We start from the raw sequence: 20,132 nt of genomic DNA, 5'->3' as shown, positions 1-20,132 counted from the left end.
GCCTCCTGTGGCAGAGGAGGACGAGCTCCTGCTCGCCGTTGCGAGCGCGCCGTTCCTCGGCGTGCATTGCGCGCTCGACCTCGCGCTACCGAGCCCGACCGAGCCCGGCTCAACGTGGGAGCCCGACCGAGCCCGGCTCAAAGCCCGGCTCAACGTGGGTGAAAGTAACGCCCTACCTGCTCGCGGTACTCTTCGGGGACGTCGCTGTGCTCGACGCCGCCGACCTCCTGGGGACCCACGACGCCGAGCGCGCCCTCTCCTTGTACGTTCGCGGTCTCTCCGGCGCGCCCCGCGCTCCGGCCCATCACGAGCCCCGGCATCGGCCTGCCCGGGTTGAGCCTCGCGCTGGCGCGCGAGCGCAGCTCACCGCCGGCGATCGCGCTGGTCTGCCCTTCGTGGCTGCCCGGGCCGCTTCCCTCCGAGTGGCCTGGCTGCGCGGGCCCCTGGCTGCCTGACCCGCCCGCCGACGAGCCCTGCTGTCCGCTCTGGCCGGGCTCGCCGCCGTTCGGCCCCGAGCGGCTCGACCCTCCGGCGACCGGTGCCGGGAGAGGCGTCCCCCCGAGCTGTCCCTCGGCCTCGCCCGCCCCGCGCTGCGCGTCGTCGAGCGCTCGCTGGCGCTCCGCTTCTTCGCTGCTCGGGCCTCCATCCTGGGCCAGCCGGCGCAGCTGCTCTTCTAGCTGCTGCTGGCCCTCGGGCGTCGCGAGCTGCCGCGCGAGCTCGCGCAGCTGCTCTTCCGAGGCGGTCTCCCCGCCTGCGCCTCCGGGGGGCGGCGCCATCCGCTGCTTCAATCGGTCGGCGAGCTGCCTGCGCTCGTCGGGGCTCAGCTTCTCCAGCGCCCTTTCGAGGCTGCCGGCGAGCCGCCGCGCGTCGCTGTCGCTCCCGGTCCGTCCAAGGCTCTCGAGCGCGTCGCGCCCCTCCTCGCCGAGCGACTCGCCGAGCGCCTCCGCCAGCTCCCTCAGCCTGTCGGCCTGCTCGCCGCGCTGCTCCAGCAGCTTGCGCTGCTCCTCGAGCGCCTTTGCCACGCCGGGGGCGCCGGCCCTCTTCGCGGCCTCGGCGGCCTCCTCGAGCGTCTTTCTGGCTCGTTCTCGATCGTCCTTCTCGAGCCTGTTCGCGAGCCGCTCCATCTCCTCGTCGAACGTCACGAGGTCGCGATCGCCGAGTGCCTTCGCCGCCCGCTTCAGCCGGGGGTCCTCTCCGAGCTTGCCGAGCGCCGACTCCATTCCCTGACGCTGCTCGCCCTCGCCGAGCGACAGCCGCTCGGCCGTGAGCGCGTCGCGTAGCCGGCCGAGATCTGCCTGTGCCTCGCGGCGCTCGACGCCGCTCCTGAGCTTTTGCCGGAGGTCCCTGGCGTCCTCGGCGAGCTTCTTGAGCCGCTCGCGCTGCTCTGCGTCCCGAGCGTCGACCTCGGCGAGCTGGATCACCCGCTCCAGCCCGGCGATCTCGGCGAGGCGGACCTGCTCGGCCCCTGGCGGGGGCGCCGCTGTCGCGGGGGCGGGGGGCAGCGGGAGCCAGCTGAGGTAGCCGATGGCGGCCGCTGCAAGCGGCGCCCCGGCGTGCCAGGGCCGCCAGAGCGGCGCGCGGACCTGCTGCGCGGTCGCTCGGTCGAGGGCCGCCGTGGCGTGCGCGAGCACCACGTCGTGCGCTGCCGAGGCGGTGTCCCGGGGCGCGTCTTCGTCGGCGTGCTCGGATGCTGTGAGCTCCACGGCCGTCGAGATGGACTCGGAGGAGCCGAGCTTGCCGTCGAGGAACAGGGCTACGTTCGGGTCAGACCACCGCCGTCGCTGCGCTGCCGCTGCGCCGACTGCCGCGCCGAGCAGCCCGCCGGCCGCCATCCAGGGGCGCAGCGCGCCGTGCCGCGTCTGCCACGCCGCAGCGGCTCCTGCCGCCCCGAGCGCCATCCCCGCGGCGGCGCCGGTGAGGATCAGCTCCAGCGCCAGCCGCCGCCGGACGCGACGGGACCAGCGAGCGAACGCGGCGCTGAACCTTCGCCGGGGAGACGCATCCACCATGCTTTTGTACCCGTGGGCAGACGCGCCGGCCAGCGTTGCCTTGGAGGAGGTCTCCAGCGTCGGCGCGGCAACCAGGTAGGGCCCGGCCCGCGGCGCGATCGCCTCGTGCATTGCGGGGGGACCTGGGGGGCGGCGCTGCTTTGCCCCCGAGCGACGGCGTGCCGGGAGGGACCTCTCGCCGCGCATACAGCCGTCCGCCCTTTCACTGGACGAAGCACCACTTCAAGTGAAATGCAGCGAGCTCGAGGCGCGCTGGGATAACGTCCTGGGCACTTTCGATCAGATTCAAGTCGCAGTCGGAGAAGGAGAAATCGCATTCGTGCGGCGCCTGCCGCGACGTCCGGAGCGTGGCCGGACAAGAGCCAGAGAAAAGATCATCGTCGACGTACATTCGCATGTTCACGACAGCAGCGTCGCCGGCTTTGCGCTTGCTGCTGAGCAGATGGAGATCGAGGTAGTAGAAGCCCATCCTGCCCTTCGATCGGTCGACCAACTCCAGATTGGTTTCTCCATTGAGGAGAGAGCAGTCAACGTCCCAGCTGTCGTCCAATCTTGGGACAGGCCGCTTGCCGTCATCACCCGTGTCAAGGACCATCTCCTCCCCGTTCACGGTGACGACCGCCTTGCCGTAGGCCTCAGGGGTGTCCGGGCTGGTAGAGCACCCGAACGGCGAGAGCGACAGCACGAGGCCTTGGGCGAGGAGGGTTCGGTGCATGGAGGTTCTCCAGCAGCATGGCGGGCGAGAGCATCGCACGAGGGCGACAACCATGAACGCGCGTAATTTGGTTGATCCATGTGCCGTGCCAGATGTCAACCGGAAACGGAGGATCCCACGTGAGGACCTTGTTGGAGCCCGACCCAGGTTGCCTGAAGATCCGACCGACGTTGGGTACAAATCAAATCGCGGTGTGACTCGACGGATGCCTGCCGCCGCGGCCTGCCTTACCTGAAAACGCCTATTCGACGAGCGGGGGCTCGAGCGTACCGTGGAGGTATTGCTCGTGCGGTGCCCGCGCTGCAGAGGGGACTCGCCTGGCGGTGGCGGCCGCCAGCGGAAAATGGCGTCCGCCAGCTCCACGAGGAAGCTAACTCAGCGAAATCGTTCACCGCCATCCGCGGCACACGCCTGGCATAGCCGGCGGTTATGAGCCAGCCTCGCGCGATCGTCGCCGGTGCCACGTATCTCCTCACGCGACGCGCGCTCCGTCGGCATCTCCTCTTTCGCCCGGACGCGGCCATTACACAATTGATTGTCTACGTGCTGGCGGTCTCGGCGAATCGTTATGGAATTCGTGTGCACGCGTTGTGCGCCATGTCCACGCACCTGCACATCGTCGTCACGGATGTCGACGGCGTGCTTCCGCGATTTCTGCAGTACTTCCACCGCCTCGTCGCGCTGGGCACCAAGGCCATCCGGGCATGGGACGGCCCGGTATGGGGTCACGAAGCAACGAGCGTGGTGCGGCTTGTGACGCGAGCCGCGGTCGTGGAGAAGATCTCCTATACGCTCGCGAATCCGGTGGGGGCGGGGCTCGTGAAGCGTGCGTGGCAGTGGCCAGGAGCGAAGGTCCTCGTCGGCGATCTCGGTCGCGGCGTGCTGCGGGCGAGGCGTCCCGACGTCTACTTCGACCCGAGCAACCCAGCGTGGCCCGAGGACGCCGCCATTGCGCTCACGCTCCCGCCCACCGTCGCGGAGCACGGCGCGGACGACTTCCGACGCGAGGTGGCTGCGGAGCTACGACGACAGGAAGCGGAGGCCCTCTCCACGATTCATCGGAAAGGCTTCCGCTTCCTTGGTCCCGGGCGAGTGTGCATGGTCTCACCTGGCGAGCGAGCAACCAGCTTCGAGCCGTCACGTCGCATCAACCCAACCTTCGCGGTGGGTAGAGGGCACGCAGATGCGCGGAAAGTCGCGGCTGCGGCTGTGCGTGCGTTTCGCACGGCGTACCGCGACGCGCTCGAGCGATGGCGCGTGGGGCTGCGTGGCGTCTTGTTTCCGGCGGAAACGTGGTGGATGCGCGTGTTCCATCACGTGGACGTCAACGACGCGGCGCGCGTGCTATAAAGCGGTCCACCTGGCGCGCGGAGAGCCGAGCGAAGACCACCGCGGCCGGACAGCGACGCCTCGATAATCAGGCGGCGGTTCGCGGCGTCGCTCACGCCGCTCGCGCGTCTGAGCTCCCGCCGAGCATTCACGGCTTGAGCACGACCTTCACGCAACCTTCTTTCTTCGCGTTGAAGATGTCGTACCCCCGAGCTGCCTCGGCGAGCGGCAGCCGATGCGTGATGATGTCGTCAGCGCGGAGCTTACCTTCCTTGATCCACCCGAGGAGCTTGTCCACGTGCTTGTGGACCGGAGCCTGGCCGAAGCGCACGGTCACGCCCTTGTCGAAGAGCTGCCCGAGCGGAAAGTTATCGTACGGCATGCCGTACACGCCGACGACGCTGACGACCCCGCCGCGGCGGACTGCGCTCACCGCCAGCTTGAACGCGACGAAAGAGCCGATCTGACCATGAACCATGTTGGAGATCTTCTCGAGCGGCGTCCGGTGCGCCTCCATCCCGACTGCATCGATGCAGATGTCGGCGCCTCGGCCGTTCGTCGCCGACCGGATGAACTCGAGCGCGACGCCTGATTCCACGTTGACGGTCTCGGCCGAGGCGACCTCACGCGCTTTTTCCAGCCTGTACTCCTCACGGTCGACGCCGATCACGCGCGCCGCGCCGCGGAGCCAGGCGCACTTCATGGCCATGATCCCCACCGGACCGCAGCCGATGACGGCCACCGTCTCCCCGCCCTGCATGCCAGCCCAGTCAATCGCGGTGTAGCCGGTAGGAAGGATATCCGTCAAGAACAGGACCTGCTCGTCGGTCACGTCGGCGTCGACCTTGCGCGGCCCCACGTCCGCGAACGGTACGCGAACAAACTCCGCCTGTCCGCCAGCGTATCCGCCGTAAAGGTCGGTATACCCGAAGAGCCCACCCCCCTTCGAGCTGATGACGTTCCCTTCCGGGCCGTAGTGTCCCGGGTTGGAGCGCTCGCAGTGTCCAGGCAGGTCCCGCTCGCAGAAAAAGCAGCTCCCGCACGCGATGGCGAAGGGCACGATGACGCGATCCCCCGGGCGGAGCTTCCTCACGTCGCTCCCCACCTCCTCGACGATGCCCATGAACTCGTGCCCGAGGACCAGCGGCTTTCCCTGCGGAACAAGCCCGTTGTAGATATGCAGATCCGAACCGCAGATCGCCGTGCTCGTCACCCGCACGATCGCATCGGTCGCCCGAACCAGGGTCGGGCTGTCGACAGTGTCCACGCTGACATGCTTCGGGCTGTGAAATACCAGAGCCTTCATTCGCCCTCCTGGTCTACGCGCCGTGGGACCGGGGCGAGATGTCTGCAACCTGTATGCCCCTATGCGGCGTCAGCCGACGCAGTGGCTGGCGGTGTGCCCGGTCGCAGGTGCCTGGAGCGCACAGCCAGGACGAACGCTCGCCGGCTTACAGGAGCTCGCCATGGTTGCGGAGAGAGCGCGGGACGGGCCAACCCGGTGGCTCGGCGGCTGCTCGCCTGGTGCAGGCGGGCGCGCTCAGGGGAACAATGGCGTGCAGAGCGGATAGAACGCGGAGAAGTCAGGCCGCTGCAGAAACACCGTGACAACCTCGTCGTAGCGGGTCGCCTTGGGCTTGCCCAAGGTGGTGCTCGAGGGGGCATCGCAGCCCGCATAACCCTCGAGCGAGACGTTCTTGCAGACGCTGGTCGTTGAGCCCGAAAGGTCGCGACACGCGCCGAGGAACCTGAGGCTGCAGTCGGCGCGCGAGGCGCACGTGCGCTGCGGCACGAAGGCGCTCTCGTTGTCAGCACACGACATCTGAAGCAAGGCGCCGCCGCACGAGTACATTCGCGAGCCGACGTCGCCGAGCTCGTCACGCTTTTCGAGCGGCTGGAACACATTGCCGAAGAAGGAGATCTCCTCCTGCTGGTAGGAGCGGAGCTCCGCGCTGTCCGCAGCCAGCGCTGGATTACGGCCGCGCAGCGAGATGGCCACCTCGACGCCGTACCCGTTCACGTGCGCGAGCAGGCACGCCGTCACCCAGCGCTGGGATCTCTCGGTGAGCGGGCCGTGAAGCCACTCGGGCGCGAGGCCGATCCGGCCATCGAACCGGTACGTCGTCGAGTCCAGCGTGGCGACGAGGGACTGCCCCTCGGGAAGCGCGCAGCCGACGGTATAGCGAAGGAGCTCGCGGCCGTCCGCGTCCAGCAGCAGGTCTGTCGTGGCCAGCTTGCGTCCGTCCACCGACAGGCGGTTCATCGAGAGGCCGTTCATGGAGAGACGGTTCATGGAGAGACGGTTCATCGAGAGGCGGTTCGACGAGACAACCGCCTCCTCCGAGGTGCCCACGGGCTCCTCGGAGCTCGGATCCGCGCTGGAAGCACAGCCGAACAATGCAAGGCAGGGAATCGCAAGGACGGTCCGGAGCGCGTTGGATGTCATGGGGTCGCCTCTCTTTTCGAGTGCCGCGGGGTTTCCCATGATTCTTGCAATCGTCGGGCCACGCCTGACTACGCCCGCCTCCGCTCAGGCCCAACCGCACCGAGGTTGAACTCAATCCGGCACCGAGGTTGAGCTCGGCCGAGCTTTGCCCAAAGCTGCCCGACCAGGCGCCGCTGCGCGGCGCGCCGCACCGAAGTTGAGCTCGACCCGGTACCGCTCGACCCGGTACCGGGTTGCGCTCGATCCACACCGAGGTTGAACTCGAGCTCGGCCGTCCCCAGGCTGAGCTCGGCACCGCTGAGGCAAAATGCCTCAGTCCAATAGACCCCCGATCCAACCCCCAGCGCATTGCGCATTTCTCTCGAAAATTCTCATTTGCGAGCGTCCCGTCGAGGCGCAGGCACCGCGACACGCTCTCGCCACGCTGAGGCGATTTGCACCGGCTCCCAGGTGCTCACCCGGGCGCAGCTTTCGCTACTCTCGCGGCATCTGAGCGCCACCCTGCGCACCGTCGTCCGGTGGCTCGGGCGGCAGGGGCAGGAACGCCGCGAGCGCCTCGAAGCGAGGCTGCCACATGCGGCAGGCAGCCAGCACGGGCCTCGCCTTGTCGAGCACCGCCAGCGCGTCCTTGTGCCGCCCGGCGGAGGCGGCCAGGCGCGCGCGGAAGTAGAGCACCTCGAGCAGCTCCTCCACCGGCAGGCTGCGCTCCGCGAAGTCCGTGAGCGCTTCCCAGCTGTCCTCCTGGTCGCCCCCGCCCAGGGGGGGCCCGAGGCCCTCCGCCGCGAGCACCAGCTTCAGCATGCGGAACAGCGCGTACAGCGCCGGCGCGGAGGCGTCGGGGCTGCACTCGTCGGTGACCCAGGCGACGAGCCGCGCCGCCTCCCGGAGCTCCCCGCGCGCCGCCTGGATGCGCGCGATGAGGAGCGCGTCGTCAGGCGCCGCGCGCTCGCCGAAGCGCTCGTCGAGCACGCGCGAGCGGCGCGCGAGCGCGAGCGCCTCGTCCTCCCGACCGCACCAGTGCAGCAGCTCGGCCAGGTTGTGCGTCGCCACATGCTCGGGCCCAGGGTTGCCGATCTCGCGCGCGAGCTCCACCGCGCGGCTCAGGTCCTGGAGCCCACGCTCGGGCGCGCTCAGGGCAGCCCACAGGTAGGCGCGGTTCGCGTACGCCGAGCAGAGGTGCAGCCGGTCCTTCATCTCCTTGGAGAGCGCGATCACCTCGCAGAAGCGCGCCTCCGCCTCGTCGAGCCGGCCCGCGATCACCAGCGCCATCGCCAGGAGCAGCAGCGCGATGACCCGCGTCTCCTGGTCGCCCTCCGCCGCCGCCCCGGCCGAGGCGCGGTCCAGCAGCTCGATCGCCTCCGCCACCCGCTGCTGCCGCCAGCACGAGCGGCCGAGCGCCATGAGCAGGCGGTTGTCCAGCGTCCGGTCCCCGAGGCGCTCGACGATCGCCCGGGCCTCTAGCGCGCGCCTCGCCGACTCCGCGTAGTCGGTCGCGTGATCGAGCGCCGTCGCCTCCTCGAACAGGAGCTCGGCGGTGAGCCGGCCGTCGCCGAGCTCGCGCGCGAGCCCCCGCGCGAGCTCGAGATCCGCGAGCGCCTCGGGGATCCGGTGCAGGCAGTAGCGCGCCTTGCCGCGGCCGGCGAGCGCGTGGGCGCGCCGGCGCGCGTCGCCCTCCTCGAGCAGCGCGAGCGCGGCCGTGTACCGCTGATCCGCCTCGACGTTGTCATGGCGCGCCGCCGCCCGGTCGCCCAGCGCGAGGTGGGCCGCGGCCGCCTCCGCGCGCTCGCCGCAAGCGGCCGCGTGCCGCGCCAGGTGCTCGAGCCCCCGCCGGTCCGGGGCGCGAGGATCCAGGCGCGCTCGCCACCACGCGAACGCGTGCGCGTGGATCTTCTGGCGCTGCGCGGGCGCGAGCGCGTCGTAGACCGCATCCCGGAACGTCGCGCTCTCGAACGCGTAGATCCCGCGCTCGCCGCGCACGAGCAGGCCCAGCCCGCACAGCGCGCCCAGGCCGACCCCAGCGTCCATCGGCGTGCTCGCGCCGCCTGCCCGCTCGATCACGTCCTGGATCTCCTCCACCTCCTCGCGCGTGACGTCGGGCCCGAGCACGGCGCAGAGCCTCACGCAGGCCGAGAGCTCGGGCGAGAGCGTGTCGAGCCGGCGCGCGGCCAGCCACTGCCATACCGGCAGCGGCGGGAGCTGGTCGAGCGCGGCGGTCGCCACGTAGAAGGTCCCGGTCGGGCGCTTCTGGACCGCGCCCGCGCGCTTCAGCGCACGGACGATCTCGGTAAGACAGGAGGGGTTGTACCCGGACCAGCCCGCGAGCTGCCGGAGCGCGGCCTCCGGCGGGTACTCCGCGGGCAGGAGGAGCTCGGCGGCGAGCCGCATCGCGTCCTGCTCCGAGAGCCGCCCGAGCGCCGCGCGATCGTGCCGCTCGGCGCGCGCGCCCCAGCTCCGGCGCATGTCCTCGAACCTCGGGTGCGCCGCCACGAGCACCCAGAGCGGGCAGCCCGGCGCGTCGAGCGTCGCGAACTCGAGCGCGTCGAGCGCCGCGTCGTCGGCCCAGTGCGCGTCGTCGAGGAGGACCGCGACCGGCGCCTCGCGCGCGCGGCGCCGGAGCGCCTCGGCGATCGCGCGCATCGTGCTCTGCCGCAGCGACAAGGGCGACGCGCCGGCCTGCTCCGGCGGCATCCACCCGAGCGCCGCGGCCACCGCCCTCCACACCTCCTCGGCGAGCTCCTCGCCGAGCCGCGCCGCGCAGAACGCCCGCGGATCCTCGGGCGGAGCGCCGCCCGCCACCTCGAGCGCGCGCGCGAGGAGCTCGCTCGACGCGCGCGCGCCCGCGAGCGGCTGCGCCGCGCGCAGCGCGATGACCTGCGCCCGCTCCTGCATGCGCAGCACGAGCAGGGCCGCCTCGTCCGCGAGGCGCGACTTGCCGAGGCCCTCCTCGCCGATCAGCGTGAACAGGCCGGGGCTCGCGCTCGACAGGCTCGCCTCCATGCTCACCGCGAGCGCGCCGAGGATCTCGCCGCGCCCGACGAGCGGCACGGCGCTCACCGGGGTCGGGGGGTGATGCGAGCGCGGCGGGAGCCGGTAAAACGCCGCGCCGGGCGCGTGCGAGAGCGCGGGATCGCGCGAGACGCCGCGGAGCTCGCTCTCCGGCAGGGCGCGCACGAGGTCCGCGGTGAGCGCGACGCCGCCCCAGTCCCCGGGGGGCATCCAGGCGTCCGGCTGCTCCACCGGCGCGCCGTAGACCGCGGGCGGCCCCTGCTCCTTGCGGCGCACGATCAGCCCGGCGATGTGCACGGCCGCGCGCCCGGCGTACCGCTCCTCGATCTCGCGGGCGACCGCGATCGCGGCGCTCACCGGGTCGTCCGCGTCGACGCCCGAGAACACGCACACGAGCCGGCCCCCGCGCTGCCTCGCCACGAAGCCCTTGCGCGCGGCCACGGCGCTCATCACGACCGCGGACGCGCTCCTCGCCTCCGCGACGAGCACGACCGCGGGCTGCCGGCCCTCGGCGAGCAGCGCGCCGCGCGCGGGCTGCGCGTCCGGCGCGCGCTGCGCGTCGATCGGGCAAGCCCGGACGAGCGCGCCCCTCACCGCGGCGACGTCGGGCGGGCGGCGCTCGGGCTCCTTGGCGAGGCAGGCGAGGACGAGCTTCTCCAGCTCCTCGGGAACGGCGGCGAACTCGCGGGGGCGAGGCGGGCGGAGCGCCAGGTGCCCGTGCTCGATCTCGCCTCGGTCGCCGACGAACGGGAGCCGCAGCGTCAGGAGCTCGTAGAGGAGCACGCCGAACGCGTAGATGTCCGTGCGTTCGTCCTGGATCGGATCGCCGCGGATCTGCTCCGGGGCCATGTACTCCGGGGTGCCGACGACCGTCCCGCGGGGCGTGATGCCCTCGTCCTCCTGCGCGCGCGCGTGCTTCGTCAGGCCGAAGTCGAGGAGCGCGAGCCGCTGGCCCCCTTCCGCCACGAGGAGGTTCTCGGGCTTCAGATCGCGGTGGATCACGCTCTTCGCGTGCGCCGCCGCGAGCGCGTCGAGGATGGCCGCGCCCGTCGCCACGGCGTCGGCGGGGGCCGGCGGAGCCTCGAGCTCCGCGAGCACGTCGGCGAGCGTCCTGCCGCGGATGAGCTCCATGGTGATGAAGGGCCGCCCGTCGCCGAGCGTCCCGCTCTCGAGCAGCCGGGGCACGTGCGGCGGCCCCACCTGCTCGAGCGCCTCCGCGTCGCGCCGGAACCGCTCCACCATGGGCGGGCTCGCCCATCGCCCGACCTTGAGCGCGACGGGCTCGCCGCCGCCCGCGCGCTCCGCGGCCCACACCGTCGCGAAGCCGCCCGCGCCGACCCGCCGCAAGGGCGTCAACCCGGGCAGCGATGGGGCGGGATCCGGCGTCGCGTCAGGGGGACGGTTCGGCGGGAGCCAGGCGTCGCGAGGGCAGGGCTTCGCGCCGGCGACGCGGCGATGGCAGACCGGACAGCGGGGCAAGCTGCCTCCTTGGGTCAGAGCTTAGCCCGTTCGACGCCCCGGACGAGGACCTCATCCACCCGGTCGACCTCGATGGAACAGGGTGTGCTTCTTCCTCGAGCGTGTGGCAAGAGACGGTTCGCTCGGTGGTTCTGACGCAAGGCGATGCGCCGCAGCGAGCCTTGTCGGACAGGGGCGCCGCGCTCGGCACCGCGTGCGACGACACCGCCGCTGGGGCGCTGCTCTACGTGGAGACGTGCGGAGCGCCCGCCTCTTCGGGACGCCCGCAGACGCTCCCCACGGGCAGCCGGGTGGGCGACTACGTCGTCGAGCAGAGCATCGCTCACGGGAGCTTCGGCGTCGTCTACCGCGCCGTGCACGCCGAGAGCGGCGAGCGCGCGGCGGTCAAGGTGCTCCACCCGGAGCTCGTGTTCACGCGCGAGGCGGTCGTGCGCTTCGAGCGCGAGATCCAGGCGATCCGCCGGATCGACCACCCCAACGTCATCCGCATCCTCGATTTCGGCGAGAGCGACGGGGGCCGGCCGTTCTTCGCGATGGAGCTCCTCGGCGGGGTAGATCTCCAGTCGTACATCATCTCTCACGGACGGCTCTCCCCCGAGGAAACGCTCGACATCCTGGAGCCCGTCTGCGAGGCGCTGTCGGCGGTCCACAAGAGCTCGATCGTGCACCGCGATCTCAAGGCGTCCAACGTGTTCATCGCCGACGAGGGCTGTCGTCCGCGGGTGGTCCTCCTCGATTTCGGCGTGGCCAAGGTCCTCGACGACGCGGGGCCGGGCATCACGACGCCCACCCACCTGCTCGGCACGCCGGCGTGCATGGCGCCCGAGCAGATCCGGGGGCAGCAGGCGGACGCGAGGACGGACGTGTATGCCCTTGGCGCGCTCGCCTATTACATGCTGACAGGCAAGCTCCCGTTCCTCGACTCGACGCTCGCGACGCTCCTGCACATGCACCTCTGGGTGCACCCGCCGAGCCCGAGCCGCGAGGCGCCCGTCAGCCCCGAGCTCGACGGCGTGGTGCTCCGCGCGATGGCGAAAGATCCCGCCGCGCGGTACCAGACCGCGGGGGAGTTCATCGAGGGGCTCCGCGCCGCCGTGGCCGCGGCGCGGAGGAGCGCCGTGCCGCCGCCCGAGAGCTCGGAGGAGCGCCGGGTCGGCGCGATCCACGTCGAGGTGTACGCGGACCGCGGCGCGATGGAGGACCCCGACGACGCGCTGCTCGCCGACATGGACGAAGTCCTGCCGCTCGCGTCGCGCTTCCTGTCGGCGAGGGGCTTCGGCGCGGCGATGGAGACGGGCAATACCCTGCTCTTCTTCCGGGAGCTCACCGCCGCGGCGGCCTCGGAGCGGGCGGCGCGGCAGGAGATCGTGGAGGTCGCCCTGCTGCTCGAGCGCGAGCTCTGCGAGCGCGAGGGGCGCGACGCGCGGGTGCACGTGAACCTCTGCCTGCACGCGGGCGGGGTGCTGACGCGCTCGGCGGAGGTCGTCGGCGGAGAGCTCATGGATGTCGAGGCGTGGGTGCCGGACGTCAAGCTGCCCGGGGTCACCGCGACGGAGGCGATGCTCGACGGCCTCGATGTCGAGGCGGATCTGCTGGAGTGCACGCCGGCGCTCCGGCGCGTGGCGCGCGTCGCGGAGGGGGCGGGCTCGTGTTAGTCAGAGCGGGCCCGAAGGGCAGGCCGCGCCGCTATTCCGGCAGAGGGAGCGCGATATATGGCTCGGTGATCCTGCCGACGACGATATCGCGCACCTGCTTGGCGTAATAGGTCGATCCCGATTGAGCGCTCCAGGTGTATCCCACGAGCGAGCCGTTGATGTTCGCATAGAGGCGCATGACGCCCCGCCCGACGCCCGGGTGCCAGGTGCCGTCCGCTTTGCGCCGGGTGTCGAACACCCCGTGTCCCGTGGTGCTCGAGTCGAGGACGGGGAGATCGTACTGGATCGTCCCCGCGATGAGCGGGTAGGTCGCCGCGTGCGGCACCGCGGCGCCCGCCGCGATGGCGACGTGCCCGGTGGCCGTGCTCCCCGCCGGGTATTCGATCGCGACGATATCGCCTGCCTCGATCTGGGTCACCTCGAGGATCTGCTCGAAGCCGACCTCCTCGATGATCCTGTCATGGTACAGGATGGCGTTGGGGCTCATGCTGCCGAACCACGTGTTGATGTCGTACGCGGAGAGCTGATACGCCTGCCGGAGGACGTACGTGACGAACGACGTACAGAAGCTGCGGCTACGGTAGGCCGTCGCCCCTCCGATGCCGGCCCAGTAAACATAGCTCGTGCCGCTGCCGTATTCGTTGTCCTCCGGCGCGATGTGGCTCACGAGGGTGTCGGCCCAGTAGAGATGGTTGGGCTCCCCTGATGACTGAGCCTCTGCCGAGCGCGGCGCGAGCAGGCCTATTCCCGCCAGGACGATGGCCGGGAGCGCGTGAACAACGGATCGTGGGCTCATGCGCTTCATTGCATTCATGGTTTCCTCCCGTATGGGGTCGATGGTTCCGCGTGGGCTGGTCACATCCAATGCCGGCGGCTCCGCGGGCGTCTCGGCGGAGCTCCGGTGAAGCGAAGTCGCGCACCAAGCTACCGAACATACGCCGGTCGCCCGGCCTCTACAACGACCGACGCGAGAGCGGCGCACGGTCTCTATGCGGCTCCGCGCGGTTCGTTCAGCTCCACTCGATTTGCCGCGAACATCATTCCCTGCATTTCCACAGCCTGTCTCCGCCGGGCGACCTCCGACTCACGTCTTCGTAGAGCCGCGCGCCGCCGCCCACCGGAGGCGCGGCGATCGCGGCACGCGAGGGCGCGGAGCAGCTGTCCAGAGTGACGTCATGCCCTGGCGTCGACGGGGGGTGAGTCGATGTGGTACGTTCTTGCAATGTCGGAAGAACGCGGTCGGCAAAAGCTCCAGGCGCTCGCGAAGACACTTCAGGAGAAAATCACCCCCTCGGGAGAGGCGCTCCTGAACCGCCAGGGCTTGAAGATGATCGAGCGGCTGGCGCGCGATCTCACCGGCGAGAACGCGATGCCCGGCCTCCGGGTGTGGCGCGACAGCGCCGGGAAATTCCGCCTGCAGCGCCCGCCGCGCAACGCCGAGATCGCGGTCGAGTGGCAGCGCGACATCGGCGCGATGGTGAGGACCGCGCAGAAGCACGGCGAGCCCCCCACGACCGTGCGCTACGTGTACGACCCGGCAGAGGACCACTTCCGGAGGATGGAAGGAGAGGGCGAGCTCTATGAGGACCTCGCCGAGGCCCTCGTCGAGTACCTCTACCCCGAGGGCAGGGGGTAGGGCGAGCGCCCGCGCCGCTGCGGCGCCTCGCCGGCGCGCCGCCGCGGCGCCTCGCGGTGCGCCGCCGCACGGGCGCCGATCTCCGCCGTTTTGTTGACAGATCCGCACAATTCGATTGGATGGCCGCGTGCCCCCCGCGAAGTGCGTACCGACCGACCTCCGCCCCGTCCTGACGCTCGGCGACGCGATGGAACACTATGCCTCCTGGCCGAGGCCCACGGTGATTGTCTCCGACGGCGCCTATGGAGTCGCCGGGTTTCCCGGCGATCCGCCGACACACGAGGGGCTCGACGCGTGGTATGCGCCCCACGTCGCCGCCTGGTCGGAGCGCGCCTTGCCGTCGGCGACCCTCTGGTTCTGGGGGACGGAGATCGGCTGGGCGACCGTGCACCCGCTCCTCGTGCAGCACGGCTGGGACTACCGGAGCTGCCATGTCTGGGACAAGGGGATCGCCCACGTCGCGGGAAACGCGAACACCCGGACGCTGCGCAAGTTCCCGGTGGTGAGCGAGGTGTGCGTGCAGTACGTGCGCAAGGTCCTGCTGGAGACCGGCGGCGCGCGGCTGCCCCTCAAGGAGTGGCTGCGGCACGAGTGGGAGCGCTCCGGGCTGCCGCTGCGCCACACGAACGATGCGTGCGGCGTGAAGAACGCCGCCACGCGGAAGTATTTCACGCGCTGCCACCTCTGGTATTACCCGCCAGCCTCGGCGTTCGAGCAGATCGTGGCGTTCGCGAACACGCACGGGCGTCCCGAGGGGCGACCCTACTTCTCGATCGACGGCAAGCGGTCGCTGACCGGCCATGAATGGTCCAGCCTGCGGGCGAAGTTCCATTGCGAGATCGGGGTGACCAACGTGTGGCACGAGCCCGCGGTGCGCGGCCCCGAGCGCTTCAAGGACGCGACCCGCGCGGTCCACGGCAACCAGAAGCCGCTCAAGCTGCTCGATCGCATCATCCGTGCGTCGTCCGATCCGGGCGACGTCGTCTGGGAGCCGTTCGGCGGGCTCTGCTCGGTGGCGGTGGCGGCCTTCGCCGCGGGCAGGCGCTGCTACAGCGCCGAGATCGCGCCGGCCTACCACGCGGTCGCCTCGAGCCGCCTCGCGAAGTGCGTGCCGCGCCCGCGCGTCGAGATCTCGGCGGCGTGACGGCCGGCGTCGGCCGCGCTCGTCATGGTACCCTGCTCCACCATGGCGACGCCGAAGATCGTGACCGTGGGAGGGGGGACGGGCCATTACACGCTCCTCACGGGCCTGCGCGACCTGAGCGCCCAGATCACCGCGATCGTGACCATGATGGACTCGGGCGGGAGCTCCGGCAGGCTCCGGGACGAGTACGGGCTGCTGCCCCCTGGTGACTTCACGCGTTGCCTCGTCGCGCTGTCCGAGCACCCGGAGGCGCTGAAGGAGCTGCTCAGCCATCGCTTCCGCTCGGGGAGCCTCGGCGGGCACACGCTGCGCAACCTGATCTTCACCGCGGTGCAGGAGATCACGGGCTCGCTGCCCCTCACGGTCGAGCGCCTGCACGAGATCTTCTCGGTCAAGAACCGCGTCCTCCCGGTCACGATGGACCATGTCGATCTGGTCATGCACCTCGAGAACGACCGGACGATCCGCGGGGAAGCGTCGATTGACAACCTCTCCGACATGCTCGATGCGCCCGTGCTGTCGGTCTATCTGGACCCCGAGGCGCAGGCCTATCCGGCGGCGCTCGAGGCGATCGCGGACGCCGATCTCATCATCCTCGGGCCGGGCGACCTCTACACGAGCCTCGTGCCGAACCTCCTCGTCAAAGGGGTACGCGAGGCCATCGCGGCGAGCCGGGCCCGCGCGCTGTTCGTGTGCAACCTGATGACGAAGGCGAACGAGACGCCCGGCTACACGGTCGAGGAGTTCGTGGGGACCATCGCGATGTACCTCGGGGAGGCGCGGCTCGACGCGGTGCTGTTCAACGATGTGTGGCCCTCCGCCAGCCTCCGGGAGTACGCCTCCACCGGCTCCGAGCCGGTCGTGACCTCGCCGGACAGGCCGCTCCCGTCCGACCTGCTCGTCCCTGCGGATCTGCTGTTCGGGGGCAAGCTCATCCGGCATGACCCGCACAAGCTCTCGGCCGCGATCGTCTCGCTCGCCAGGGAGCGGTCGTGGTGGTGAGCCGCTGAGGGCGCGCGAGCCGACCCCCGCGACCCGCCACGGCGGCTGACGCCGCCGCGTGCGGGAGAGCGAGGCGTGGGTTGGTGCCGGCGCAGCCGGTGTGCCTGCCGGAGCAGGATTGCGGCGCGGCGCACCGGCGCGGCGCACGGCGCGGCGCACCGTCGCCCGCGGCGCACCGAGGTTGAGGCTGCGCGGGCGTACCGAGGTTGAGGCCCATGGGTGGTGGGCGTCGCCTCACCGAGGTTGGGGTCCGCCTCACCGAGGTTGAGCCTCGGCCGCAGCGTGGACTCCGCCGCCTCACCGAGGTTGGGGGCCGTCCGGCCGCAGCGTGGGCTGGGGTCCGCCTCACCGAGGTTGAGCCTCGGCCGCAGCATGGGCTCCGCCGCCTCACCGAGGTTGGGGGCCGTCCGGCCGCAGCATGGGCTCCGCCGCCTCACCGAGGTTGGGGGCCGTCCGGCCGCAGCGTGGGCTCCGCCGCCTCACCGAGGTTGGGGTCCGCCCAGGTTGGGGTCCGCCCAAGGCTCCGCCGCCTCACCGAGGTTGGGGGCTATCCGTCTATTTGACTTAAATGACCAAATTGGTCATATCAGTTCCGTGGCCCACGAACCCCCGTCCGCCCGCCCCCGCGTCGTCGCGTCGCGCGACCCGACGCGCCGCCGTCGCATCCTCGACGCCGCGAAGCGGCACTTCACGGACCGCGGCTTCAAGGGCACGCGGCTCGACGTGATCGCGGCCGAGGCCGGCTGCGCCAAGGGCGCGCTCTACCTCGAGTTCGAGAACAAGGAGATCCTGCTGCGCGAGGTCGTCGCCGAGCTCTTCGGCTCGATCCGCGCCCGCTACGAGGCCGAGATCGCCCGGATCGACTCACCCCTCGAGCGCCTCAAGGCGACGCTCCGCTTCGCCTACCGGTACATGGCGCAAGAGCCCCTCTTCGCGCGCCTCCTCCGCGACGATCCCGAGCTCCGCGCGCTCCGCCCGACCCAGGACGCCGCGGCCGAGGAGCGCGCCGTGCGCGCCGAGGTCGACCGGCTCCTCGGGTGGGTCGACGAGGGCATCGCGCGCGGCGAGATCCGCGCCGACGTCGATCGCGACGCCGTGCCCTTCATCCTCTCGGCGCTCCGCTTCGTCCCGCTGCAGCTCGGCCTCGCGACCGCGGGCATGTTCCCCGGCGAGCGCGCGCTCGACGCCATCGTCGACGTCTTCGCCGCGGGCCTCGCCGCGCGCGGCGCCCCGAGCGCGCCCCGCCCCGAGCAGGGCGAACAACCAATGAGCGCGGCGGCTGCCCACCAGCACCAGCAGAAGCAGTCCTGAGGAGGTCATCCATGACAGCGATCGAGGTGACAGGTCTCTCCAAGCGGTTCGGCCCCGTCGAGGCGGCCTCCGATATCCGCTTCACCGTGGAGCCCGGCGAGATCTTCGGGCTCATGGGCCACAACGGCGCCGGCAAGACCACCCTCCTGCGCATGCTCCTCGGGCTCACGCGCCCCACGGCCGGGAGCGCGCGCGTGCTCGGGCACGACGTCACGCGCGACGCCCTCGCCGTTCGCCGCGCCGCGGGCTTCCTCCCCGCGAGCTACGCGCTGCCGCCGGACATGACGCCGCGCCAGCTCCTCGAGTACGTCGCCGCCATGTTCTCGCTGCCGCGCGCCGTGTCGCGCGCCCGCGTCGAGGCGCTCCTCCGCAAGTTCGACCTCGCCGCCGCCGCGGATCGCAAGCTCCGGGGCTTCTCGACCGGGATGACCCAGAAGGTCGGGCTCGCGCAGGCGCTCGTGAACGACCCCCAGGTCCTCTTCCTCGACGAGCCCACCTCCGGCCTCGACCCGCTTGGCCGCCACGAGCTCCTCGAGCTGCTCCGCGAGCTCGCCCGCGAGCGCGGCGTCACGATCCTCTTCTCGTCGCACATCCTCTCCGACGTCGAGACCCTCTGCCGCCGCGTCGCCGTGCTCCACCGCGGCCGGCTCATCGCCTGCGACGCCCTCGACGCGCTCCGGCGGGCGCACGGCGCCGCCACGATGGACGAGCTCTACCTCGCGCTCGTGCGCCGGGAGGCCGCGTGATCCGCTTCGCCTTCCTCGACTACCTCGCCTCGCTCCGCGAGCGGAAGGTCTGGCTCCTCGCCGCCATGTTCGCCTACGCCGTCCTGAGCGTGCCGTTCCTGTTCGCGCGCCCGCCCGCGCACATGAGCGAGGCCATGTCGGCCTGGTTCGGCGTGGAGGACCGCTTCGCCCTCTTCCTCTACCTCTGGCTCGACCTGTCGATGAACAAGCTCATCGCCGTCGTCCCCGTCGTCCTCGCCGGCGGCATCGTCGTGCGCGAGCGCGACACCGGCGTGCTCCCGGTGCTCGCCGCCAAGCCGCTCTCGCTCCCCCGGTACTTCGTCGTCCGGGCGCTCTCGGCGTGCGCGGTGATGGCCACGCTCCACGTCGCCGCGCAGCTCCTCGGCGCCCTCTACTTCACCTGGCAGGTCGAGGGCTTCCGCCCGGGCGTGTTCCTCGCCGCCATGTCCGTCCACCTCTTCGCGGCGATCTTCGCCACGGCCCTGTCGGCCGCGATCGCCGTCTGGGTCGGCCGCCGCGGGCTCGGCGCCCTGGTCGCGCTCCTCACGCTCTTCGTGCTGGTCGGCACGGCGCTCCTCGGCTTCTACAACCCGGCCTGGCGCCGCGCCTCCCTCGCGAACCCCATCGCCCTCGGCGCCCAGGCGCTCGCGCACCTCGACGCGCTCCGGCCCGAGCATCTCCTGCTCCCCATGCTCGCCCTGAGCGCCCTCTCGGCGCTCACGATCGCCGCCGGCGCCCTCGCGGTCCGGCGCATGGAGGTGTGATCCGTGAAAGACATTCCCCTGCCCGCGAGCCGCGTGGTGACCACCACGTCGCCCGCCTCGCTCTGCGATTACCGGCTCCTGGAGGCCCGATACGCGCCGCGCCGCGGCCCGCTCCTCGCCACCGCCGTCGGCGTCGCGCTCGTCGCCGGCACCCACGCGCTCCTGCCCCGGATGCCGCGCCAGGCGATCGCGCTGATGGAGCGCGCCTTCCATCTCGAGGACATGGGCGGCGTCCTCCTCGCGAACGACTACCTCGCGGTCTCGCTCATCGCCTTCCTGGCCGGCGTCTCCGGCCTGCTCGGCGCGATCGTCGGGCCGCGCGAGGAGCGCCAGCTCGATCTCCTCCTGAGCAAGCCGGTGCCCGCGTCCGACTTCCTCGCGGCGCGCGTCTGGCCGGTCCTCCTCTCGGCCTTGGTCGCCGGCGCCGTCATGGCGATCGCCTGCGGGCTGGCCGTCGCCCCGCACGCCGGCGATGGCGCGAGCGTCACCGTGGGCGGCGCCATCGGCGCGAGCCTCGCCCTGACCGCGCTCTCGGTCGTCCAGCTCGCGCTCCTGACCCCGGTCTTCGTCCGCGTCGCCGACTCGTTCCACGCCCTGCTCATCGCCTTCGTCGTGTGGTTCGCCCCGCTCCTGCCGACGGCCGCGTTCCTCTATCGCCCCGACCTCTTCGAGGGCCGCCACGTCATGACCTCGCTCACGGTCATGACGAGCCTCGTCTGGCACGACCGCGCCATGACCTGGCTCGGTCCGCTCGCCCTCGTCGCCGCGCTCGCGGTCGCCGCGCTCTCCGTCCGCCTCGCCGGTGTCCTCCTCGAGCGCGCCGACGGCGCGTGAGCGCTCGAGGAGGCGTCATTCGTCCCGCGTCCCGCGTCCCGTGGAGCGTCCAGCGG

At 71.4% G+C, this 20,132-nt stretch carries 15 protein-coding genes; 9 read left to right on the top strand and 6 right to left on the bottom strand.

Features of this window, described 5'->3' with window-relative positions; translation table 11 throughout:
• Positions 1-149: 149 nt before the first annotated feature.
• Together WME85_RS44115 and WME85_RS44110 are read right to left on the bottom strand one after the other, a co-directional pair.
• Positions 150-2,120, bottom strand: coding sequence for a hypothetical protein (locus WME85_RS44115; RefSeq protein WP_437830232.1), 1,971 nt, complete (start codon positions 2,118-2,120; stop codon positions 150-152).
• Positions 2,121-2,211: 91 nt separating this feature from the next.
• Positions 2,212-2,724, bottom strand: coding sequence for a hypothetical protein (locus WME85_RS44110; RefSeq protein ID WP_437830231.1), 513 nt, complete (start codon positions 2,722-2,724; stop codon positions 2,212-2,214).
• 429 nt (positions 2,725-3,153) lie between these two features.
• On the opposite strand from WME85_RS44110, the gene WME85_RS44105 reads away from it, so the two are divergent.
• Complete coding sequence (locus WME85_RS44105; protein WP_437830230.1) at positions 3,154-4,074, top strand: transposase; 921 nt, start codon at positions 3,154-3,156, stop codon at positions 4,072-4,074.
• Between the two features lie 127 nt (positions 4,075-4,201).
• Here the strand turns inward: WME85_RS44105 and WME85_RS44100 are convergent, their stop codons facing one another.
• The 3 genes from WME85_RS44100 to WME85_RS44090 form a co-directional block, all read right to left on the bottom strand.
• Positions 4,202-5,359 (bottom strand): zinc-dependent alcohol dehydrogenase, encoded by a 1,158-nt coding sequence (locus WME85_RS44100; RefSeq protein WP_437830229.1) that lies wholly within the window; start codon positions 5,357-5,359, stop codon positions 4,202-4,204.
• A 234-nt stretch (positions 5,360-5,593) separates the two neighbouring features.
• A complete protein-coding gene (locus WME85_RS44095) occupies positions 5,594-6,346 on the bottom strand; it encodes a hypothetical protein (protein ID WP_437830228.1) in 753 nt (250 codons plus the stop codon).
• Positions 6,347-6,973: 627 nt separating this feature from the next.
• Entirely contained in the window at positions 6,974-10,984 is a 4,011-nt protein-coding gene (locus tag WME85_RS44090) for a protein kinase domain-containing protein (protein WP_437830226.1), read from the bottom strand.
• Positions 10,985-11,145: 161 nt separating this feature from the next.
• Here WME85_RS44090 and WME85_RS44085 point away from each other — a divergent pair, with 161 nt between their 5' ends.
• On the top strand, positions 11,146-12,639 hold the full coding sequence (locus tag WME85_RS44085; RefSeq protein WP_437830225.1) for a serine/threonine-protein kinase: 1,494 nt from the start codon (positions 11,146-11,148) through the stop codon (positions 12,637-12,639).
• Between the two features lie 31 nt (positions 12,640-12,670).
• On the opposite strand, the gene WME85_RS44080 is transcribed toward WME85_RS44085, so the two are convergent.
• Entirely contained in the window at positions 12,671-13,435 is a 765-nt protein-coding gene (locus WME85_RS44080) for a hypothetical protein (protein ID WP_437830223.1), read from the bottom strand.
• Between the two features lie 426 nt (positions 13,436-13,861).
• Between WME85_RS44080 and WME85_RS44075 the strand changes: the two genes are divergently transcribed.
• From WME85_RS44075 to WME85_RS44045, 7 genes are all read left to right on the top strand, one after another.
• On the top strand, positions 13,862-14,275 hold the full coding sequence (locus WME85_RS44075; protein ID WP_437830222.1) for a hypothetical protein: 414 nt from the start codon (positions 13,862-13,864) through the stop codon (positions 14,273-14,275).
• A gap of 385 nt (positions 14,276-14,660) precedes the next feature.
• Entirely contained in the window at positions 14,661-15,419 is a 759-nt protein-coding gene (locus WME85_RS44070; protein WP_437842536.1) for a DNA methyltransferase, read from the top strand.
• Positions 15,420-15,461: 42 nt separating this feature from the next.
• The gene (locus WME85_RS44065; protein ID WP_437305066.1) at positions 15,462-16,421 is read left to right on the top strand and encodes a gluconeogenesis factor YvcK family protein; all 960 of its coding nucleotides are present in this window, start codon (positions 15,462-15,464) and stop codon (positions 16,419-16,421) included.
• A gap of 594 nt (positions 16,422-17,015) precedes the next feature.
• Positions 17,016-17,732, top strand: a complete 717-nt coding sequence (locus tag WME85_RS44060; protein WP_437830221.1) for a TetR/AcrR family transcriptional regulator — start codon at positions 17,016-17,018, stop codon at positions 17,730-17,732.
• A gap of 11 nt (positions 17,733-17,743) precedes the next feature.
• Complete coding sequence (locus WME85_RS44055; protein ID WP_437830220.1) at positions 17,744-18,478, top strand: ABC transporter ATP-binding protein; 735 nt, start codon at positions 17,744-17,746, stop codon at positions 18,476-18,478.
• The gene (locus WME85_RS44050) at positions 18,475-19,242 is read left to right on the top strand and encodes a hypothetical protein (protein ID WP_437830219.1); all 768 of its coding nucleotides are present in this window, start codon (positions 18,475-18,477) and stop codon (positions 19,240-19,242) included. The genes WME85_RS44055 and WME85_RS44050 overlap by 4 nt, the downstream gene beginning before the upstream one ends.
• 3 nt (positions 19,243-19,245) lie before the next feature.
• Complete coding sequence (locus WME85_RS44045) at positions 19,246-20,076, top strand: hypothetical protein (protein ID WP_437830218.1); 831 nt, start codon at positions 19,246-19,248, stop codon at positions 20,074-20,076.
• The last annotated feature ends 56 nt before the right edge of the window (positions 20,077-20,132 follow it).

Origin of the sequence: Sorangium sp. So ce1153 (assembly GCF_051521595.1) — a bacterium.
Classification (GTDB): Bacteria; Myxococcota_A; Polyangia; order Polyangiales; family Polyangiaceae; genus Sorangium.
Note: the sequence above shows the minus strand (reverse complement) of the source record. Positions and strands in the feature narration are given on the sequence as shown.